Source organism: Curtobacterium sp. 458 (genome assembly GCF_030406605.1).
Lineage (GTDB): Bacteria > Actinomycetota > Actinomycetes > Actinomycetales > Microbacteriaceae > Curtobacterium.
This window is the reverse complement of the sequence record NZ_CP129104.1, coordinates 2,768,920-2,784,196: the sequence shown is the minus strand read 5'-3', so window position 1 is coordinate 2,784,196 and position 15,277 is coordinate 2,768,920. Positions and strand designations below refer to the sequence as shown.

Here is a 15,277-nt window from a genome sequence, read left to right as displayed (position 1 = left end):
GGTGCGTCCCGTCTTCCCCGCCCTCGTTGTCGTCGCGCTGGCCGGCCTGCTCGCCGGGTGCAGCGGGCCGCCACCGATCGACGAGGCGGCGCTGCACCGGTGGGAGGTGCGCGAGCGGGCGTCGGACGAGGACACGCTGCTCTTCGCCCGCGTCGACGCCGGTGGTGACGCGCCGACGAGCATCGCGAAGCCACAGGTGTCGACCACCTTCCCGTCGCCCACCCGCATCCGATCCGTGGAGCTCGCGTGCTTCGGCGACGCTCGCATCGAGGGTGCGCTCACGATCCGCGCCGGCTCCACCACGCGATCGGTCGGCCTCCCGTCGCCGGTCGCGTGCGCGGACGGCCGGTACCGGTTCCGCCTCTCGACGTCGGAGCGGTCGGGCGTCGAGATGATCGGCTTCGCCGGGTTCCACAGCACCCGGGAGACCGCGTGGATGCTCCACGTCCGGACCGACCTGGGCTCCTGACGGCCCGATCACCTGACCGGCCCGATTTCCTGACCAGCCCGGACTCCTGCCCGGCCCGGACTCCTGACGGCTCAGGTGCCCTGGAACGGGTTCGTCCAGCGCCACCAGACGCCGGGGTCGGTGATCGATCGGTCGAGCTCGAGCGGCACGGTCACCGCGGCGTGGTCCGAGATCGTGAACCGCACCCGACCCACCCGCTCCCCGCGGTCGCCGACCGTCACCGGGTCGAGGTGCGTCTTCGCCGTGACCGTGCTCTTCCCCCACACCAAGACCTCGGACGCCTTCGCCGCGACCGCGTCCGCCCCGTCCTGCCACGGCGTGCTGTAGGTACCGAAGGTCTGTCCCTCGTGCGTGAGCGTCACGAGCTGGAAGTTGTCGGCCACGGACCGCAGCAGCCGCTGCACGTCGTCGTCCAGGGAGTCATGGTCGACGCCGCCGAGCATCGCCCCGACGACCGTGACCTGCCGGCCGCCCCGCTCGTAGGTCGCCGCGAACAGGAGGCACGCACCGGCCTCGTCGAGGGTGCCGGTCTTGATGCCCTCGACCCCGTCCAGACCCAGCAGCTTGTTCGAGTTCTCGATCTCGCCGGCGCCCGGCACGGTGACCTGCTTCGTGCCGACGATCTCCTTGACCACCGGGTTCGCGAGGGCGAGCTGCCCGAGGTCGACCAGGTCCGTCGCCGTCGAACGGTTCCGCGGGTCGAGGCCCGTCGGTTCGTGGATCACCGTGTCGTCGAGGCCGTGCTCGTCGAGCCACGTGCCCGCAGCCTTCTCGTAGGCGTCCATGGACCCGAACGCCCACAGCGCGAGCGACCCCGCGTAGTTGTTCGCCGACTTCATGAGCATGACCTGGAACGTCTGGTACTCGGACAGCCGGAGGCCGTCGGGCATCGGTGCGACCTCGCCGTTCTTCGCGAGGTACGTCGCGTACAGCCCCTGCATCTGCTTCGTGAAGCGGATCGTCGGTCCGCGCTCCCCCGGCTCCAGGGGCTTCTCCTCGAGCACGACCAGCGCGGTCACCACCTTCGTGATGCTCGCGATCGACCGTTGCTCGCGGTCGCCGCTCGTGCGCAGGCTCTCCGGGAAGTCCGTCGCCTCGACCGCGGTGGCGCCGTAGCCCGGGAAGGTGAGGTCGGGCACGGTGGACGTCGGCGCCGAGTAGGTCGTCGTCGCTGCGCTCGCCGGGGCGAACGGCACGACGGCCGCGGCCACGAGGTACCCGACGGCGAGGACGAGCACCGCGACCACGCTGATCGTCACGGGCCGCCGGACGGCGGAGCGGGGGCGGCGGACGACTCGTGGCACAGCCAAGGAGCCTAGCCGGGAGGCGCGGGCGGGCCCTGCGAGGACGCACCGGCTGTGGAGAACGCGAGTCGTGCCTCCAGGCAGGGTCGCGCGCCCCGCGCAGGTCGCCGCCGGGTCAGCGCGCCCGCTGCGCGTGCGCGACGGCCCACAGGCCGACGGCGCTCGCCGCGGCCACGTTGAGCGAGTCGACGCCGTGCGACATCGGGATCCGCACCGTCGTGTCCGCGGCCGCGATCGCCCGGTCGGTGAGCCCCTGGCCCTCCGTGCCCATCACGAGGGCGACCCGCTCCGGGACGTCGGCGACGAACCGGTCGAGGTCGACCGAGCGGTCCGTGAGCGCCATCGCGGCCAGGTGGAAGCCCTGGTCGCGGAGTTCCTCCCCGGCGGCGGGCCACTCGCCGATGCGCGTCCACGGCACCTGCAGCACGGTGCCCATGCTGACCCGGACGCTGCGGCGGTACAGCGGGTCGGCGCAGCGCGGGCTGACGAGCACGGCGTCCGCGCCGAGGCCAGCGACGCTCCGGAACACCGCGCCGACGTTCGTGTGGTCGACGATGTCCTCGAGGACGACGACGAGCTCCGCGCCACGGACGACCTCCGCGACCGTCGGCAGCTCGGGCCGGTGCATCGCGGCGATGGCACCACGGTGCATCCGGAACCCGGTGAGTTCCTCGAGCAGTGCGTCCGGACCCACGAAGACCGGACCGTCGTGCTCCGCGACGAGGGGCAGGACGTCGTCGAGCCACTTCTCCTGCACGAGCACACTCCGCGGGACGTGTCCGGCCCGGATCGCACGCTCGATCACGGTGTTGGACTCGGCGATGTAGAGCCCGCCCTCCGGCTCGGTCACACGTCGGAGTGCCACGTCGGTGAGTCGTGCGAAGTCGTCGAGGCGAGGGTCGTCGAGCGAGTCGATGCGGACGGGCTGCACGGGGTTCCGTTCTGGGAGGGAAGGACGCGGGACGGTCGGCTGTTGAGGGTACCGTGGAGACGATGCCCCCGAGCGACGAGCACAGCACCGCGGCCGACCTCGACCGCGCCGTCGAGCTGCTCGCCGGCAAGCGCATCGCGGTCCTCTCCGGCGCCGGACTCAGCACCGACTCGGGGATCCCCGACTACCGGGGCGAGGGCCGCGTCGTGCGGAAGCCGATGACGTTCCAGGAGTTCCGGTCCGACCCGGCGAAGCGGCAGCGCTACTGGGCCGGCTCGCACCTCGGCTGGCGGACCTTCGCGGCGGCTGCGCCGAACGACGGGCACCGCGCGCTCGCCGAACTCGAACGAGCGGGGATCGTCACCGGGGTCATCACCCAGAACGTCGACGGGCTGCACCTCCGGTCCGGCTCGCGGCGGGTGGTCGAGATCCACGGCTCGATGGACCGTGCCGTCTGCCTGACGTGCGGCCAGGTGTTCTCGCGCTCGGACCTCGCGGCCACGCTCGACCGGGCGAACCCGTGGATCGACGAGCCCGGGTCCGTGCAGCTCCAGCCCGACGGCGACGTCGAGATCACCGACGTCGAACGCTTCGTCGTGCCCGACTGCTCGGTGTGCGGTGGGGTGCTCAAGCCCGACGTGGTGTTCTTCGGCGAGTTCGTCCCCGCCGAGAAGTTCCGCGAGTCCGTGTCGATCGTCGCCGACGCGGACGCGCTGCTCGTCGTCGGGTCCTCCCTGACGGTGAACTCCGGCGTGCGTCTCGTCGACCACGCCGTCCGGCGGAAGCACCCGGTGGTGATCGTGAACCGCGGCACGACGCGGAGCGACCGCCGTGCTGCGGTGAAGCTCGACGCCGGCACCACCGAGACCCTCGTCGAGCTCGCCTCGCGCCTCGGCACGGTGGCCTCGGGCGCCGGTTCGCGGAGCCTGGGATGATCGTCGGGTGACGACCCACCTCTCCCTCGTCCGCCACGGCGAGACCGACTGGAACCGGCAGCGCCGCATCCAGGGATCGACCGACATCCCGCTCAACGACGTCGGGCGCGACCAGGCAGCCGGCGCCGCCGAACTCCTCGCGCGCAGGGCCTTCGACGCCGTCGTGGCGTCGCCGCTGTCCCGCGCGCGGGAGACCGGCTCGATCATCGCCGCCCGGCTCGGTCTCGCCGCACCCGACACCTACTCCGGGTTGGCGGAGCGGTCCTACGGCGCGGCCGAGGGGCTGACGGACGTCGAGATCCGCGCGCGGTGGCCGCACGACGACGTCCCCGGGCGTGAGTCGCGGTCGGCGCTCCTCGCCCGTGTGACCGAGCAGCTCGGTGAGATCGCGATCCGGTACGACGGCGCGTCCGTCGTCGTCGCCACGCACGGTGCGGTCATCCGGAGCGTGGTGAACGCCGCCGCACCGGGGACCGCCGACCGGCACAGCACGCCGATCCGGAACGGCTCGATCCACTCGTTCCGGTGGGACCCGGAGCGCTTCCACGCCGAGCTCGTGCGGTTCGACGACCCGATCGACGACGCGTCGGACGGTCCGGGCGGCTACGCCTTCGAGTACCAGAACCCCCTCGAGCGCCGTAGCTGACGGTCGCGCGGGTCGCGCGGCTCGCGGGCCGAGCGAGCAGGCCGGGGCGAGCGGACCGGGGCTCGCGGGCTGGGCGAGCGGGCAGCCCGAGTCTCGTGCACAGCGACACCTCTCGCGATCGCGAACACGAGCAGCGGCGCCCCGCACGAGACTCGGCGGCGCCCCGCACGAGACTCGGCGGCGCCCCGCACGAGACTCGGTGCCGCGCCGCGTGAGACTCATCACCTCGAGCCCCGCTGACCCGCTCCCCGCCACCGGACTATGCTCCGGGACACTCCGGGCCGAGCCGAGCGCTCGAACCGCCGACCCGGTCGGGAGGTCCTGAGAGGGGGACCGCATGAGCACCGAACGACCCGGGTGGCCCGCCGAGCCCGACGACGACCTCGACCGCGCGTTCGGCCCCGACACGGCCTCGGTGCCGACCCGGACCACCCCCCAGCGCGTGCGGCGGGGCGCCCTGGTCGCCGGCGGTGTCGTCCTCGCTGCCGGGGTCCTCGCGGCCGCGCTCGTGAGCATCATCGGCAGCGTGCAGAACGGCGTCGGCGGGGTCTTCCCCCAGCCAGCCGCAGCGCTCACCCGGTTCGAGACCGCTGCCGGCGCCGTCGACGGGGTGGTCAAGGTCAACGGTATCCGCACCACGAAGACTGGATTCGCCAGCTACGACGTCATCTCGGTCGCCACCGCCGAGGACGGCCTGGACGAGACCGCGCAGGCGGCACTCGTCTCCGCGCTCAGCGAGGCCGCGGCGAGGACGGACGGGAACGGCGTCCGGGTGTTCGCGGTCGTCGCGATCGACACGATGCGCGTCGGGATCTCGGCCGACGCCGAGGTCAGCGCGCGCCGCCTCGACCTGGCCAGGCAGGTCGACGCCATCGGCGGGGTGCGTGCGGTGCGGTGCGCCTGGGTCGCGTCGACGCCCTCCGACGACGCGAAGGCCCAGCAGGTCACCGTGCAGACCACGGGGCGTGGAGCAGCCCTCGGTGCCGTGCTCGCGAAGGCGCGGCAGGCGACGCAGGGGGTCTTCCCAGGAGCCGCGGTGACGAGCGAGCTCCCGCCCGCCTGACCGGCCGAGGTGTCGCCGGCCGGCCGACGGGCGCGACCCCATCAGCGAGCCGCCCGGTCCGCCACAGCCCGCTCGACCGCAGCGACGACGTGCTCGGCGGAGTCGGCCCACCGGAACCGTGCCGCCTGCTCCACGGACTGATCAGAGGCGTCGTCCCACCGGTCTTCGAGCCGACGCACCGCCGCCGCGACCGCCGACGGCGAGGACGGGTCGAAGTACTCCGCCGCGCTGCCGCCGATCTCCCGGAAGATCGGGATGTCGCTCACCGCGACCGGGGTCCCGACGCCCATCGCCTCGACGAGCGGGATGCCGAAGCCCTCGTCGTACGACGCCGTCACGAGGGCGGTCGCGGTGCGCAGCACGTCCAGGTAGGTCTCGTCGGACGCGCCGTCGTGGAACACGAGCGATCCGCCGGGTGCGATCCGGGTCAGACGGGCACGATCGGCGTCCGAGACCCGCGACATGCAGTGCAGGCGCCATCCGGCGCCGAGCAGCGGCAGCGCGGCCGCCAGCGTCTCCACGTTCTTGTACGGCATGAACGACCCCATGTACACGAGGTCCCGGCGCCGCTCCCCGTCCGGAGGACGACGCTCGGCCGGGTCTGCCGCGTTGTACGCCACGGTCACAGGTCGCTTCGTCAGCCGGTGCTCACGGATGAGGCCGGCGGTCGTCTCGGAGACGGTCACCACGCCGTCGGCGCCGTTCAGCAGGAACCGCTGCGGAGCCCAGGACAGGTGGAAGGCTCGCCACCCCAGCCGGATCAGCCACGAGAACTCCCGTGGGGGCGTCCGGTCCCGGTAGTAGATGAGGTCGTGCAGGGTGAGCACGAGGGCGTAGTCGCGCCCACGGGACCCCATCGTCTGCATCGGCGAGAACACCGCGTCGAGGCCGAGCGCGTTGACCCGCCGCGAGACGAACGGCTCGCCGGCGTCGGTCGGGGCGGGCAGGAGTTCATGCGGCAGGCCGTCGGGCAGCGACTCGAGCTGACGGACGTCGTGCACCAGGAGGACGTAGTCGTGCCGGTCGGGCAGGTGTGCGACGACCCCGGCGGTGAACCGTGAGATGCCGTCGTGCCGCCCGATGCGGACGTAGCGGCAGTCGATGCCGATGCGGAGGCGGCTCACGACGCGCGCTCCCCACGTCGGTCCGGACGGGAGGCCCGGGTCGGCTCGGCCCCGTCCGTCGCCGCCGCCGCGTCGATCGCGCCGCCGCCCCGTCGTCCGCGGCGCTGCTGCGGACGACGCCGGCCGCCGTCGCGCCCCGCGCCCGTGGAGTCGTCCATCCGTCGGAGCACGGCGGAGGCAGCCGCTCCGGGGGTCTCGTAGTGCACGAGGTGCCCGACACCGGGGACGATGACGAGCTCGGCGTCCGCCAGCCGCCCGGCCAGCGCCTGCTGCTCGGGGACGGCCGTGATGTCGTCGTGCTCGGCCGCGATCATCAGCACCGGGACGTCGATGCGGTCGGCGTACTCGGAGACGTCGTGGGTCACCGAGGTGCGGAACGCCTCGAGCACACTCGTGCGGTCGGAGAACGCCGAGAAGTAGCGGTCGTGCTGGTCGTGCACCCAGCGCCGGAGGTCGCGGTCGTGCGACTTGAGCATGGCGATGCTCATCACGCGGACGATCGCGGGGTTGCGGAGCAGCGCGAGACCGACCGGCTTCGGGAGCACGGCGCCGGCCTTGTAGTAGCCGATCGCGACGCCCGTCGCGATCGCCCGCGGTCCCTGCAACGCCGGCGCGGCGATCGGGTTCACGAGCACGAGCAGTCGGGTGCGCAAGCCCGCCGCGACGGTGGCGGCGACCACGATCGAGCCGAACGAGTGCCCGAGGACGACCGTCTGCTCGTCCATGCCGAGCGCCGCGTGGAACCCGGTCAGCCATGCGACGTAGGAGTCGATGTCGGACGAGGGCAGCGGGTCCGACACGCCGAACCCCGGCAGGTCCGGCACGACCACGCGGACGCCCTGCAGGTGCGCGGCGATGGTCTCGAGACCGTGGTGGTCGCCCCGGAACCCGTGCACCGCGAGCACGGTGCGGGTGGCGTCCTCGGGGCCGTAGACCCAGTAGTGCGTCGTCCGCCCGTCGATCCGCACCGCGCGGTGCGCGACCGGGGTCGCGGCCATGAGGGACTGGTACGGGGAGAGCAGGGGCGGGCGCATCCCGGCCAGTCTAGGGAAGGCGACCCGCGCGCCCACCGCACCGCCGACCGGATGTGGAGAACTCGCAGACGGGACGCGTCCGCGACGGCGAGCCGTGCCTCCCGTCCGGTCTTCCTGCGGACAGCGCCAGCCGCGCGGCCTAGCGTGTCCAGGGTGACGTTCACGGCCCCGATCCAGCTCCCAGGCCTGACCCTGGACCCGCAGTGGTACAAGCGCTCCGTCTTCTACGAGTGCATGATCCGCTCGTTCGTCGATTCCAACGGTGACGGCATCGGTGACATCCAGGGCGTGATCGGCAAGCTCGACTACCTGCAGTGGCTCGGCATCGATGCCATCTGGCTGCCGCCGTTCTTCCAGTCGCCGATGCGCGACGGCGGGTACGACATCGCCGACTACAAGGCGATCCTGCCCGAGTTCGGCACCCTCGACGACTTCCGCGAGCTCGTCACGAAGTCGCACGAGCGCAACATGCGCATCGTCATCGACATGGTGATCAACCACACGAGCGACCAGCACGAGTGGTTCCAGCAGTCCCGCGAGGACCCGGACGGCCCGTACGGCGACTTCTACGTCTGGCGCGACACCGACGAGGAGTACGAGAACATCCGGATCATCTTCGTCGACACGGAGGAGTCGAACTGGACGTTCGACCCCGTGCGGCGACAGTTCTTCTTCCACCGGTTCTTCTCGCACCAGCCCGACCTCAACTTCGAGAACCCTGCGGTCGTCGAGGCCGTGTACGACGTCGTGCGGCACTGGCTGGACATGGGCGTCGACGGGCTACGGCTCGACGCGATCCCGTACCTCTTCGAGTCCGAGGACGGCAACGGCGAGGGCGAGCCGGAGACCCACGAGTTCATCAAGAAGCTCCGCGCGATGGTCGACGACGAGTACCCCGGCAGGGTCCTCCTCGCCGAGGCGAACCAGTGGCCGCGCGAGACCGCCGCGTTCTTCGGCACCGACGAGGAGCCCGAGTGCCACATGGCGTTCGACTTCCCCGTGATGCCGCGCATCTTCTACTCGCTCCGAGCGCAGCACGCCTCGGAGCTCAAGGCGATCCTCTCCGAGACGCTCGACGTCCCCGAGTCGGCCGCGTGGGGTGTGTTCCTCCGGAACCACGACGAGCTCACCCTCGAGATGGTCAGCGAGGAGTACCGCCAGGCGATGTACGGCTGGTACGGCTACGACCCGCGGATGCGCTCCAACATCGGCATCCGGCGCCGTCTCGCCCCCCTGCTCGACAACTCCCGCGCCGAGCTCGAACTCATCCACGCGCTGCTGTTCTCTCTGCCGGGGTCGCCGTTCCTGTACTACGGCGACGAGATCGGCATGGGCGACAACATCTGGCTGCCGGACCGTGACTCGTCGCGCACCCCGATGCAGTGGACGCCCGACCGCAACGCCGGGTTCTCCACGGCGGACCCGGGCAAGCTGTACCTGCCCGTCGTCCAGTCGCTCGTCTACAACTACCAGCAGGTCAACGTCGAGGCGCAGCTCGCGCAGTCCCGCTCGCTCCTGCACTGGGTCCGGAACGTCATCCACGTCCGCAAGGCGCACCCGGTGTTCGGCCTCGGGACGCTCGACGTCAAGGACACGTCGAACGACTCCGTGCTCGCGTTCGTGCGCTCGTGGGAGGGGTCGGGGCAGCAGTTCGGACCCTCGGCGGAGGACGTCCTCTGCGTCTTCTCGTTCGCCACGAACCCGACGTCCGTGACGATCTCGGTGCCGGAGTACGCCGGGCGGCCGCTGTACGACCTCTTCGGTGGCAGCGTGTTCCCGTCGTTCGACGAGCACGGGTCCGTCACGCTGACGCTCGGGACGCAGTCGTTCTACTGGCTGCACGTGGGCGCGGCACCGGCGGTCGCCCCCGCAGCGGCCGCGCCCGCATCCGCCACGACGACGGCGTAGCGGCCTGGAGGCACGGCGCGGCCCCGCCAGGCGGGTCACGTCGTCCGTGTCGGCGCGTCGCGCGGGCCAGCTCGGTGCGGCCCGTGTCGGTGCCGTCCGTGTCGGTGCCGTCCGTGTCGGTGCCGTCCGTGTCGGTGCCGTCCGTGTCGGTGCCGTCCGTGTCGGTGCGTCCCGTTAGCCTGGCCGCGTGACGTACTCCGCGACAGCAGCCGCACCGACCCCCACGGTGCAGGACCTCTCCGGCCGCCCGTGGTGGCACGCACTCGGCGTCTTCGACCTCGAGACCACCGGCGTCGACGTCGAGACCGCCCGGATCGTCACCGCCCACGTCGGCCTCATCGACATGACCGGTCGCTCCATCGTCGAGGGCGCCTGGGTCGCCGACCCGGGCATAGCCATCCCCGAGGGCGCTGCAGCCGTGCACGGGTACACCACCGAGCGTGCCCAGGCGGAGGGCCGTCCCGCCGGTGAGGTCGTGGCCGAGGTCATCGCCGCGGTCGAGGCCGTGTTCGCCCGCGGCATCCCGCTCGTCATCTACAACGCCCCGTACGACCTCACCGTCCTCGACCGAGAGGCCCGGCGCCACGGTCTCGCCTCCCCCGTCATCGGCAACGTCGTCGACCCGCTCGTCATCGACAAGGCGCTCGACACCTACCGCAAGGGCAAGCGCACGCTCGAGGCCGCGTCCGAGCTGTACGGCGTGACGCTGTCCGACGCACACGACGCCGGTGCGGATGCGATCGCCGCGGGACGGGTGGCGCAGGCCATCGCGGCGAAGTACCCGGACGACCTCGGGGTCTCCGCCGAGGAACTCCACCGCAAGCAGGTCGGCTGGTGCGCCGACCAGGCCGCGTCCTTCCAGGAGTACATGCGCACGAAGCGCGACCCGGCGTTCACGGCCGACGGGCGCTGGCCGCACCGCAACGGCTCGTAGCGCGACGCGCTCCCCCGCGCGCCGGCCGCCGTCCGCGCCACGGCGCCTCCCCCCCGCGCTCGGGCCGTCTCCCGCGCCCGCCCGCGCCCTCCCGTGCATGCCGCACGCCACCGAGCGCCTGCCGCCGCCCAACCAAAGACAACCCACACCGCGCATCGACGTGGTTCCGATGGACTCTGGTTGTGCGCCGCCGATCGGCGCTGCCGTACGTCGCGGACAGCGGTACCGCGCGCGGCGCCGCCCGCGCGCGACGCGAGCCGGCCGCGCCCAGCGCGCCGGCCGCCGCCGCACAACCAAAGTCGGCCCGCACCGCGGATCGACGTGGTTCCGATGGACTTCACTTGTGCGCCGCCGATCGGTACCGCCCGCGCCACCGGCGCCGCGCCTCGCGCGCCGCCCGCCGCACCGCCACCCCCCGGAACGGCGAACGGGCGGCCCCCCCGAAGGAGGACCGCCCGTTGCGGAACGCGAGGCTGCTTACTTGGAGAAGCCCTTGAAGCGCTGATTGAACTTCTCGACGCGACCGGCCGAGTCGAGGATGCGCTGCTTGCCCGTGTAGAACGGGTGCGACGCGGACGAGATCTCGACGTCGATGACCGGGTAGGTCGCACCGTCGAGCTCGATGGTCTTGTCGCTGGTCGCGGTCGAGCGCGTCAGGAACGTCTCACCGGAGGCCAGGTCGCGGAAGACGATGGCGTTGTACTCGGGGTGGGTGTCGGTCTTCATGGAGATTCCTCGGTTGGATGCGGTCGGGATGCGCGGGTCCGAAAGGACGCCGTGCGGGAAGTCTTCGGCGTGCGCCAGCCGTCTACGTTACCAGATCGGCTCGGCGAGCCGCTACGACGCGCGGGCGGTCCAGCGCCCGTCGTCCTTGGTCACGGCGAGACCGACGCCGAACGCCTGCGAGAGCGTCTCGTCCGTCAGGACCTCGTCGATCGGACCGGCGGCCTGGACCCGTCCGTCGGCGAGGACGAGCGCGTGCGTGAAGCCGACGGGGATCTCCTCGACGTGGTGCGTCACGATGACGATCGCGGGGGCGTCGGGGCTCTGCGCGTACCCGCCGAGGGTCCGGACGAGGCTCTCGCGGGCGCCGAGGTCGAGCGACGCCGCCGGCTCGTCGAGGAACAGCACCTCGGGGTCGGTCATCACCGCACGGGCGATCTGCACGCGCTTCTGCTCGCCGTCGCTCAGCTCGCCGAAGGTCCGCTCGGTGAACGCACCGAGGCCCCACTCGTCGAGCACACGCTGCGCACGCCGGACGTCGAGCTCCTCGTACTCTTCGTTCCACCGACCGGTGACCGAGTAGGCCGCCGTCAGCACGACGTCGAGCACGGTCTCGGTGAACGGGATGCGTCGCGCGAGGGCGGTCGACGCGAAGCCGATCCGCGGACGGAGCTCGGCCAGGTCGGCCGTCCCGAGCTCGACGTCGAGGACGTGCACGGCGCCCGAGGTCGGGAACGTCTGCGCACCCGCGACCTGCAGCAGCGTGGTCTTGCCGGCGCCGTTCGCTCCGAGCACGACCCAGCGCTCGTCGTCCTGCACCTCCCACGAGACGGAGTCGAGGATGGTGGCCCCGTTGCGGACCACGGAGACGTCTGACAAGCGCACGACCGAGGGCATGCCCCCCAGCCTACGGGGTCGCGACGGCCGGGACCGGCCCGGGAGGCCCGTGGCGCGGAACCTGGTCGGGTCGCGCCACGGACGGTGTGCGTCAGCGACCCGCGAGGACCTGGTCGTACACGGCGCGGGTCCGGTGGGCGATGGCGTCCCACGTGAACTCGCTCTCGACACGCAGTCGTCCGGCGCGGCCCATGAGCTTCGCGAGCCCCTCGTCCTCGAGGACCTCGTTCAGGGTGGCCCCGAGGTCGGCCACGTACCGGTCCGGGTCGGTGGGCGTGCCGGTGCCGTCCTGCGCCTGGTCGATCGGCACGATGCGTCCGGTGAGACCGTCGGCGACGACCTCGGGGATGCCTCCGGTGCCGGTGCCGACGACGGGGATGCCGCACGCCATGGCCTCGAGGTTCACGATGCCGAGGGGTTCGTAGATCGACGGGCAGACGAACACCGTGCCGGAGGACAGCACGTTGACGATCTCACCGTGGGAGAGCATGCGGTCGATCCAGACCACGCCGTCTCGTTCCGAACGCAGGGAGTCGACCAGCCCGGTCACCTCGGCCATGATCTCCGGGGTGTCAGGCGCCCCGGCACAGAGCACGATCTGCACGTCCGACGGCAGCGACGCCACCGCGCGGAGCAGGTAGGGCAGGCCCTTCTGGCGCGTGATCCGTCCGACGAACACGACGCTGCGACGCGAGGGGTCGATCCCGAGTGCGCGCACCGCGTCCTCGTCGACGTTCGGCTGCCACTCGTCGATGTCGATCCCGTTGTAGACGACCTGCACCCGCTCGGGGTCGATCGACGGGTACGACCGGAGGATGTCGGCCCGCATGGCCTTCGACACCGCGACCACGGCGTCAGCCCGCTCGAACGCTTCCCGTTCCATCCAGCTCGACAGTCGGTAGCCGCCGCCGAGCTGCTCGGCCTTCCACGGCCGCAGCGGCTCGAGGCTGTGGGCGGTGACGACGTGGGGGATGTCGTAGGTCAACTGCGCGATCCGTCCAGCGGCGTTCGCGTACCAGGTGTGCGAGTGCACGACGTCGGCGCCCTCGACGTCGGCGGCGATCGCCACGTCGGTGCCGAGCGCCTGCAGAGCGCCGTTGGCCTGCTCGAGGCCGTTCGGCGTCCGGTAGGCCCAGACGTCGGCCTCGTCCCGGAAGGCCCCGAAGGCGCGGACCCGCACGTCGGTGTCCGTACCCGACCGCAGCGCTGCGGTGAGCTCGGCGACGTGGACGCCCGCCCCGCCGTACACCTCTGGTGGGTATTCCCTGGTCAACAGATCGACTCGCACGCGTTCAACGTAACCGTTCCCCGGTCCGGACGCATACTGTGAGCGGTATGGCACCAAAGAAGGTCTTCGGCATCGTCCTCGCCGGCGGAGAGGGCAAGCGCCTCATGCCGCTCACGGCGGACCGTGCGAAACCCGCTGTCCCGTTCGGCGGCAACTTCCGGCTCATCGACTTCGCGCTGTCGAACCTCGTGAACTCCGGGCTGCAGAAGATCGTCGTCCTGACCCAGTACAAGTCGCACAGCCTCGACCGCCACGTCGCGGAGACCTGGCGCATGGAGGGGCTGCTCGGCTCCTACGTCGCGTCCGTGCCCGCGCAGCAGCGACTCGGCAAGCGCTGGTTCGCCGGGTCTGCCGACGCGATCCTGCAGTCGCTCAACCTCCTCCGTGACGAGCGCCCCGACATCGTCGTCGTGGTGGGTGCCGACCACGTCTACCGGATGGACTTCCACCAGATGGTCGAGGCGCACATCGCCTCCGGCCGGAGTGCCACGGTCGCCGCGATCCGCCAGCCGATCGGCCTCGCGGACCAGTTCGGCGTCATCCAGGTCGCCGAGGACGACCCGACGAAGATCGACGCGTTCCTCGAGAAGCCGAAGGACGCGGTCGGTCTGGCCGACTCCCCCGGCGAGATCCTCGCGTCGATGGGCAACTACGTCTTCGACGCCGACGCGCTCGTGGACGCCGTGCTCCGCGACGGCCAGATCGAGACGTCGAACCACGACATGGGCGGTGACATCGTGCCGGACTTCGTGGCGCGGGGTGACGCCGGCGTGTACGACCTCAAGCGCAACGACGTGCCCGGCTCGAACGAACGCGACCGGTACTACTGGCGCGACGTGGGGACGATCGACTCGTTCTTCGACGCGCACATGGACCTCATCGCCCCGGTGCCCGTCTTCAACCTGTACAACCAGGACTGGCCGATCTTCAACCAGCAGACCAACCTGCCGCCGGCGAAGTTCGTCCGCGACGCGAACGGCAACACCGGATCGACGGTGGACTCGCTCGTCTCGCTCGGCTGCCTGGTGTCCGGCGCGCAGGTCGAACGCAGCATGATCGGCCCCTGGTGCGGCATCGACTCCGGCGCGAAGGTCCTCGACTCCATCGTGTTCGAGCGAGCCTCGATCGGTGCGGGCGCCGTCGTCAACCGCGCGATCCTCGACAAGGACGTGGTCATCGCACCGGGTGCGCGGGTCGGCGTCGACCGCGAGGCCGACGAAGCGCGCGGCTTCACGGTCACCGAGTCCGGGATCACCGTGGTCGGCAAGGGCGTCAAGGTCGAGGCCTGACGACGAACCAGCAAGGACGGCCTGGAGGCACGGCTCGCGTCACGGACGCGGCCGTGCCTCCGTCAGTCGGTAGCGTTGGTCCGTGCCCCGCTTCCTCGTCGTCCTCGATGCCGATTCCACGCTGCTCGAAGACGAGGTGATCGAACTCCTCGCCGACGCGGCCGGTACCCGGCCACAGGTCGCGTCGATCACGGAGCGCGCCATGCGCGGGGAGATCGACTTCGCGGAGAGCCTCCGGGAGCGTGTCGCGACCCTCGCGGGCCTCCAGGACGACGTCTTCCGCAGAGCGCAGCAGGCGGTCCGCGTCACGCGGGGCGCTGCCGAACTGATTCGCGGCGTGCACGCCGCGGGCGGCACCGCCGGGGTCGTGTCCGGCGGCTTCCACGAGGTCCTCGACCCGTTCGCCGCCGAGCTCGGCCTCGACCACTGCCGGGCGAACCGGCTCGAGGTGGTCGACGGCGTGCTGTCCGGGCGCGTCCTCGGGGACGTGGTGGACGCGCAGGCGAAGGCGACCGCGCTCCGGGAGTGGGCGGCGGCGGACGGCGTCGACCGACTGCGGACGGTCGCCGTCGGCGACGGCGCGAACGACCTCGAGATGATGCGCGTCGCGGGCCTGTCCGTGGCGTTCGACGCCAAGCCCCGGGTCCGCGCCGAGGCGGACCTGTCCGTGGTCGACCGCGACCTGTCGGCGGTCCTCGTGACGATGGGCCTGCGCGGCTGAACCGCGCAGGC

Annotated in this window: 15 protein-coding genes; 8 read left to right on the top strand and 7 right to left on the bottom strand. The window is 71.8% G+C overall.

All coding sequences use genetic code 11. The annotated features are described in order from the left end of the window. The first annotated feature begins 1 nt into the window (after position 1). Entirely contained in the window at positions 2-469 is a 468-nt protein-coding gene (locus QPJ90_RS13500; RefSeq protein WP_290131694.1) for a hypothetical protein, read from the top strand. 71 nt (positions 470-540) lie between these two features. Here QPJ90_RS13500 and QPJ90_RS13495 read toward each other — a convergent pair whose 3' ends face one another. Beyond that, a complete protein-coding gene (locus QPJ90_RS13495) occupies positions 541-1,773 on the bottom strand; it encodes a D-alanyl-D-alanine carboxypeptidase (protein WP_290131693.1) in 1,233 nt (410 codons plus the stop codon). A 115-nt stretch (positions 1,774-1,888) separates the two neighbouring features. Further along, the gene (locus QPJ90_RS13490; RefSeq protein ID WP_290131692.1) at positions 1,889-2,704 is read right to left on the bottom strand and encodes an RNA methyltransferase; all 816 of its coding nucleotides are present in this window, start codon (positions 2,702-2,704) and stop codon (positions 1,889-1,891) included. 62 nt (positions 2,705-2,766) lie between these two features. On the opposite strand from QPJ90_RS13490, the gene QPJ90_RS13485 reads away from it, so the two are divergent. The 3 genes from QPJ90_RS13485 (at position 2,767) to QPJ90_RS13475 (ending at position 5,348) form a co-directional block, all read left to right on the top strand. Then, a complete protein-coding gene (locus QPJ90_RS13485) occupies positions 2,767-3,639 on the top strand; it encodes a Sir2 family NAD-dependent protein deacetylase (protein WP_290131691.1) in 873 nt (290 codons plus the stop codon). Between the two features lie 7 nt (positions 3,640-3,646). After that, positions 3,647-4,285: a histidine phosphatase family protein gene (locus QPJ90_RS13480; protein WP_290131690.1), complete on the top strand. Its 639-nt coding sequence runs from the start codon at positions 3,647-3,649 to the stop codon at positions 4,283-4,285. A gap of 337 nt (positions 4,286-4,622) precedes the next feature. Next, positions 4,623-5,348 (top strand): hypothetical protein, encoded by a 726-nt coding sequence (locus QPJ90_RS13475; protein WP_290131689.1) that lies wholly within the window; start codon positions 4,623-4,625, stop codon positions 5,346-5,348. A gap of 41 nt (positions 5,349-5,389) precedes the next feature. Here QPJ90_RS13475 and QPJ90_RS13470 read toward each other — a convergent pair whose 3' ends face one another. Then, on the bottom strand, positions 5,390-6,472 hold the full coding sequence (locus QPJ90_RS13470; protein ID WP_290131688.1) for a glycosyltransferase family 1 protein: 1,083 nt from the start codon (positions 6,470-6,472) through the stop codon (positions 5,390-5,392). Next, a complete protein-coding gene (locus tag QPJ90_RS13465; protein WP_290131687.1) occupies positions 6,469-7,506 on the bottom strand; it encodes an alpha/beta hydrolase in 1,038 nt (345 codons plus the stop codon). Before QPJ90_RS13465 ends, QPJ90_RS13470 begins: the two co-directional genes overlap by 4 nt. A 153-nt stretch (positions 7,507-7,659) precedes the next feature. Between QPJ90_RS13465 and treS the strand changes: the two genes are divergently transcribed. Together treS and QPJ90_RS13455 are read left to right on the top strand one after the other, a co-directional pair. After that, positions 7,660-9,414, top strand: a complete 1,755-nt coding sequence (treS, locus tag QPJ90_RS13460; RefSeq protein WP_290131686.1) for a maltose alpha-D-glucosyltransferase — start codon at positions 7,660-7,662, stop codon at positions 9,412-9,414. Positions 9,415-9,640: 226 nt separating this feature from the next. Beyond that, the gene (locus tag QPJ90_RS13455) at positions 9,641-10,348 is read left to right on the top strand and encodes an exonuclease domain-containing protein (RefSeq protein WP_290134239.1); all 708 of its coding nucleotides are present in this window, start codon (positions 9,641-9,643) and stop codon (positions 10,346-10,348) included. 477 nt (positions 10,349-10,825) lie between these two features. Here QPJ90_RS13455 and QPJ90_RS13450 read toward each other — a convergent pair whose 3' ends face one another. The 3 genes from QPJ90_RS13450 to glgA all read right to left on the bottom strand — a co-directional run bounded on the left by QPJ90_RS13450 (position 10,826) and on the right by glgA (position 13,256). Then, the gene (locus tag QPJ90_RS13450) at positions 10,826-11,074 is read right to left on the bottom strand and encodes a type B 50S ribosomal protein L31 (protein ID WP_022905175.1); all 249 of its coding nucleotides are present in this window, start codon (positions 11,072-11,074) and stop codon (positions 10,826-10,828) included. A gap of 111 nt (positions 11,075-11,185) precedes the next feature. Continuing rightward, complete coding sequence (locus tag QPJ90_RS13445; RefSeq protein WP_290131685.1) at positions 11,186-11,968, bottom strand: ABC transporter ATP-binding protein; 783 nt, start codon at positions 11,966-11,968, stop codon at positions 11,186-11,188. 91 nt (positions 11,969-12,059) lie between these two features. Then, positions 12,060-13,256, bottom strand: a complete 1,197-nt coding sequence (glgA, locus tag QPJ90_RS13440; protein WP_290131684.1) for a glycogen synthase — start codon at positions 13,254-13,256, stop codon at positions 12,060-12,062. Between the two features lie 47 nt (positions 13,257-13,303). Here glgA and QPJ90_RS13435 point away from each other — a divergent pair, with 47 nt between their 5' ends. Beyond that, a complete protein-coding gene (locus tag QPJ90_RS13435; protein WP_290131683.1) occupies positions 13,304-14,545 on the top strand; it encodes a glucose-1-phosphate adenylyltransferase in 1,242 nt (413 codons plus the stop codon). Between the two features lie 82 nt (positions 14,546-14,627). Then, positions 14,628-15,266, top strand: a complete 639-nt coding sequence (gene serB / locus QPJ90_RS13430; protein WP_290131682.1) for a phosphoserine phosphatase SerB — start codon at positions 14,628-14,630, stop codon at positions 15,264-15,266. Positions 15,267-15,277 lie beyond the last annotated feature (11 nt).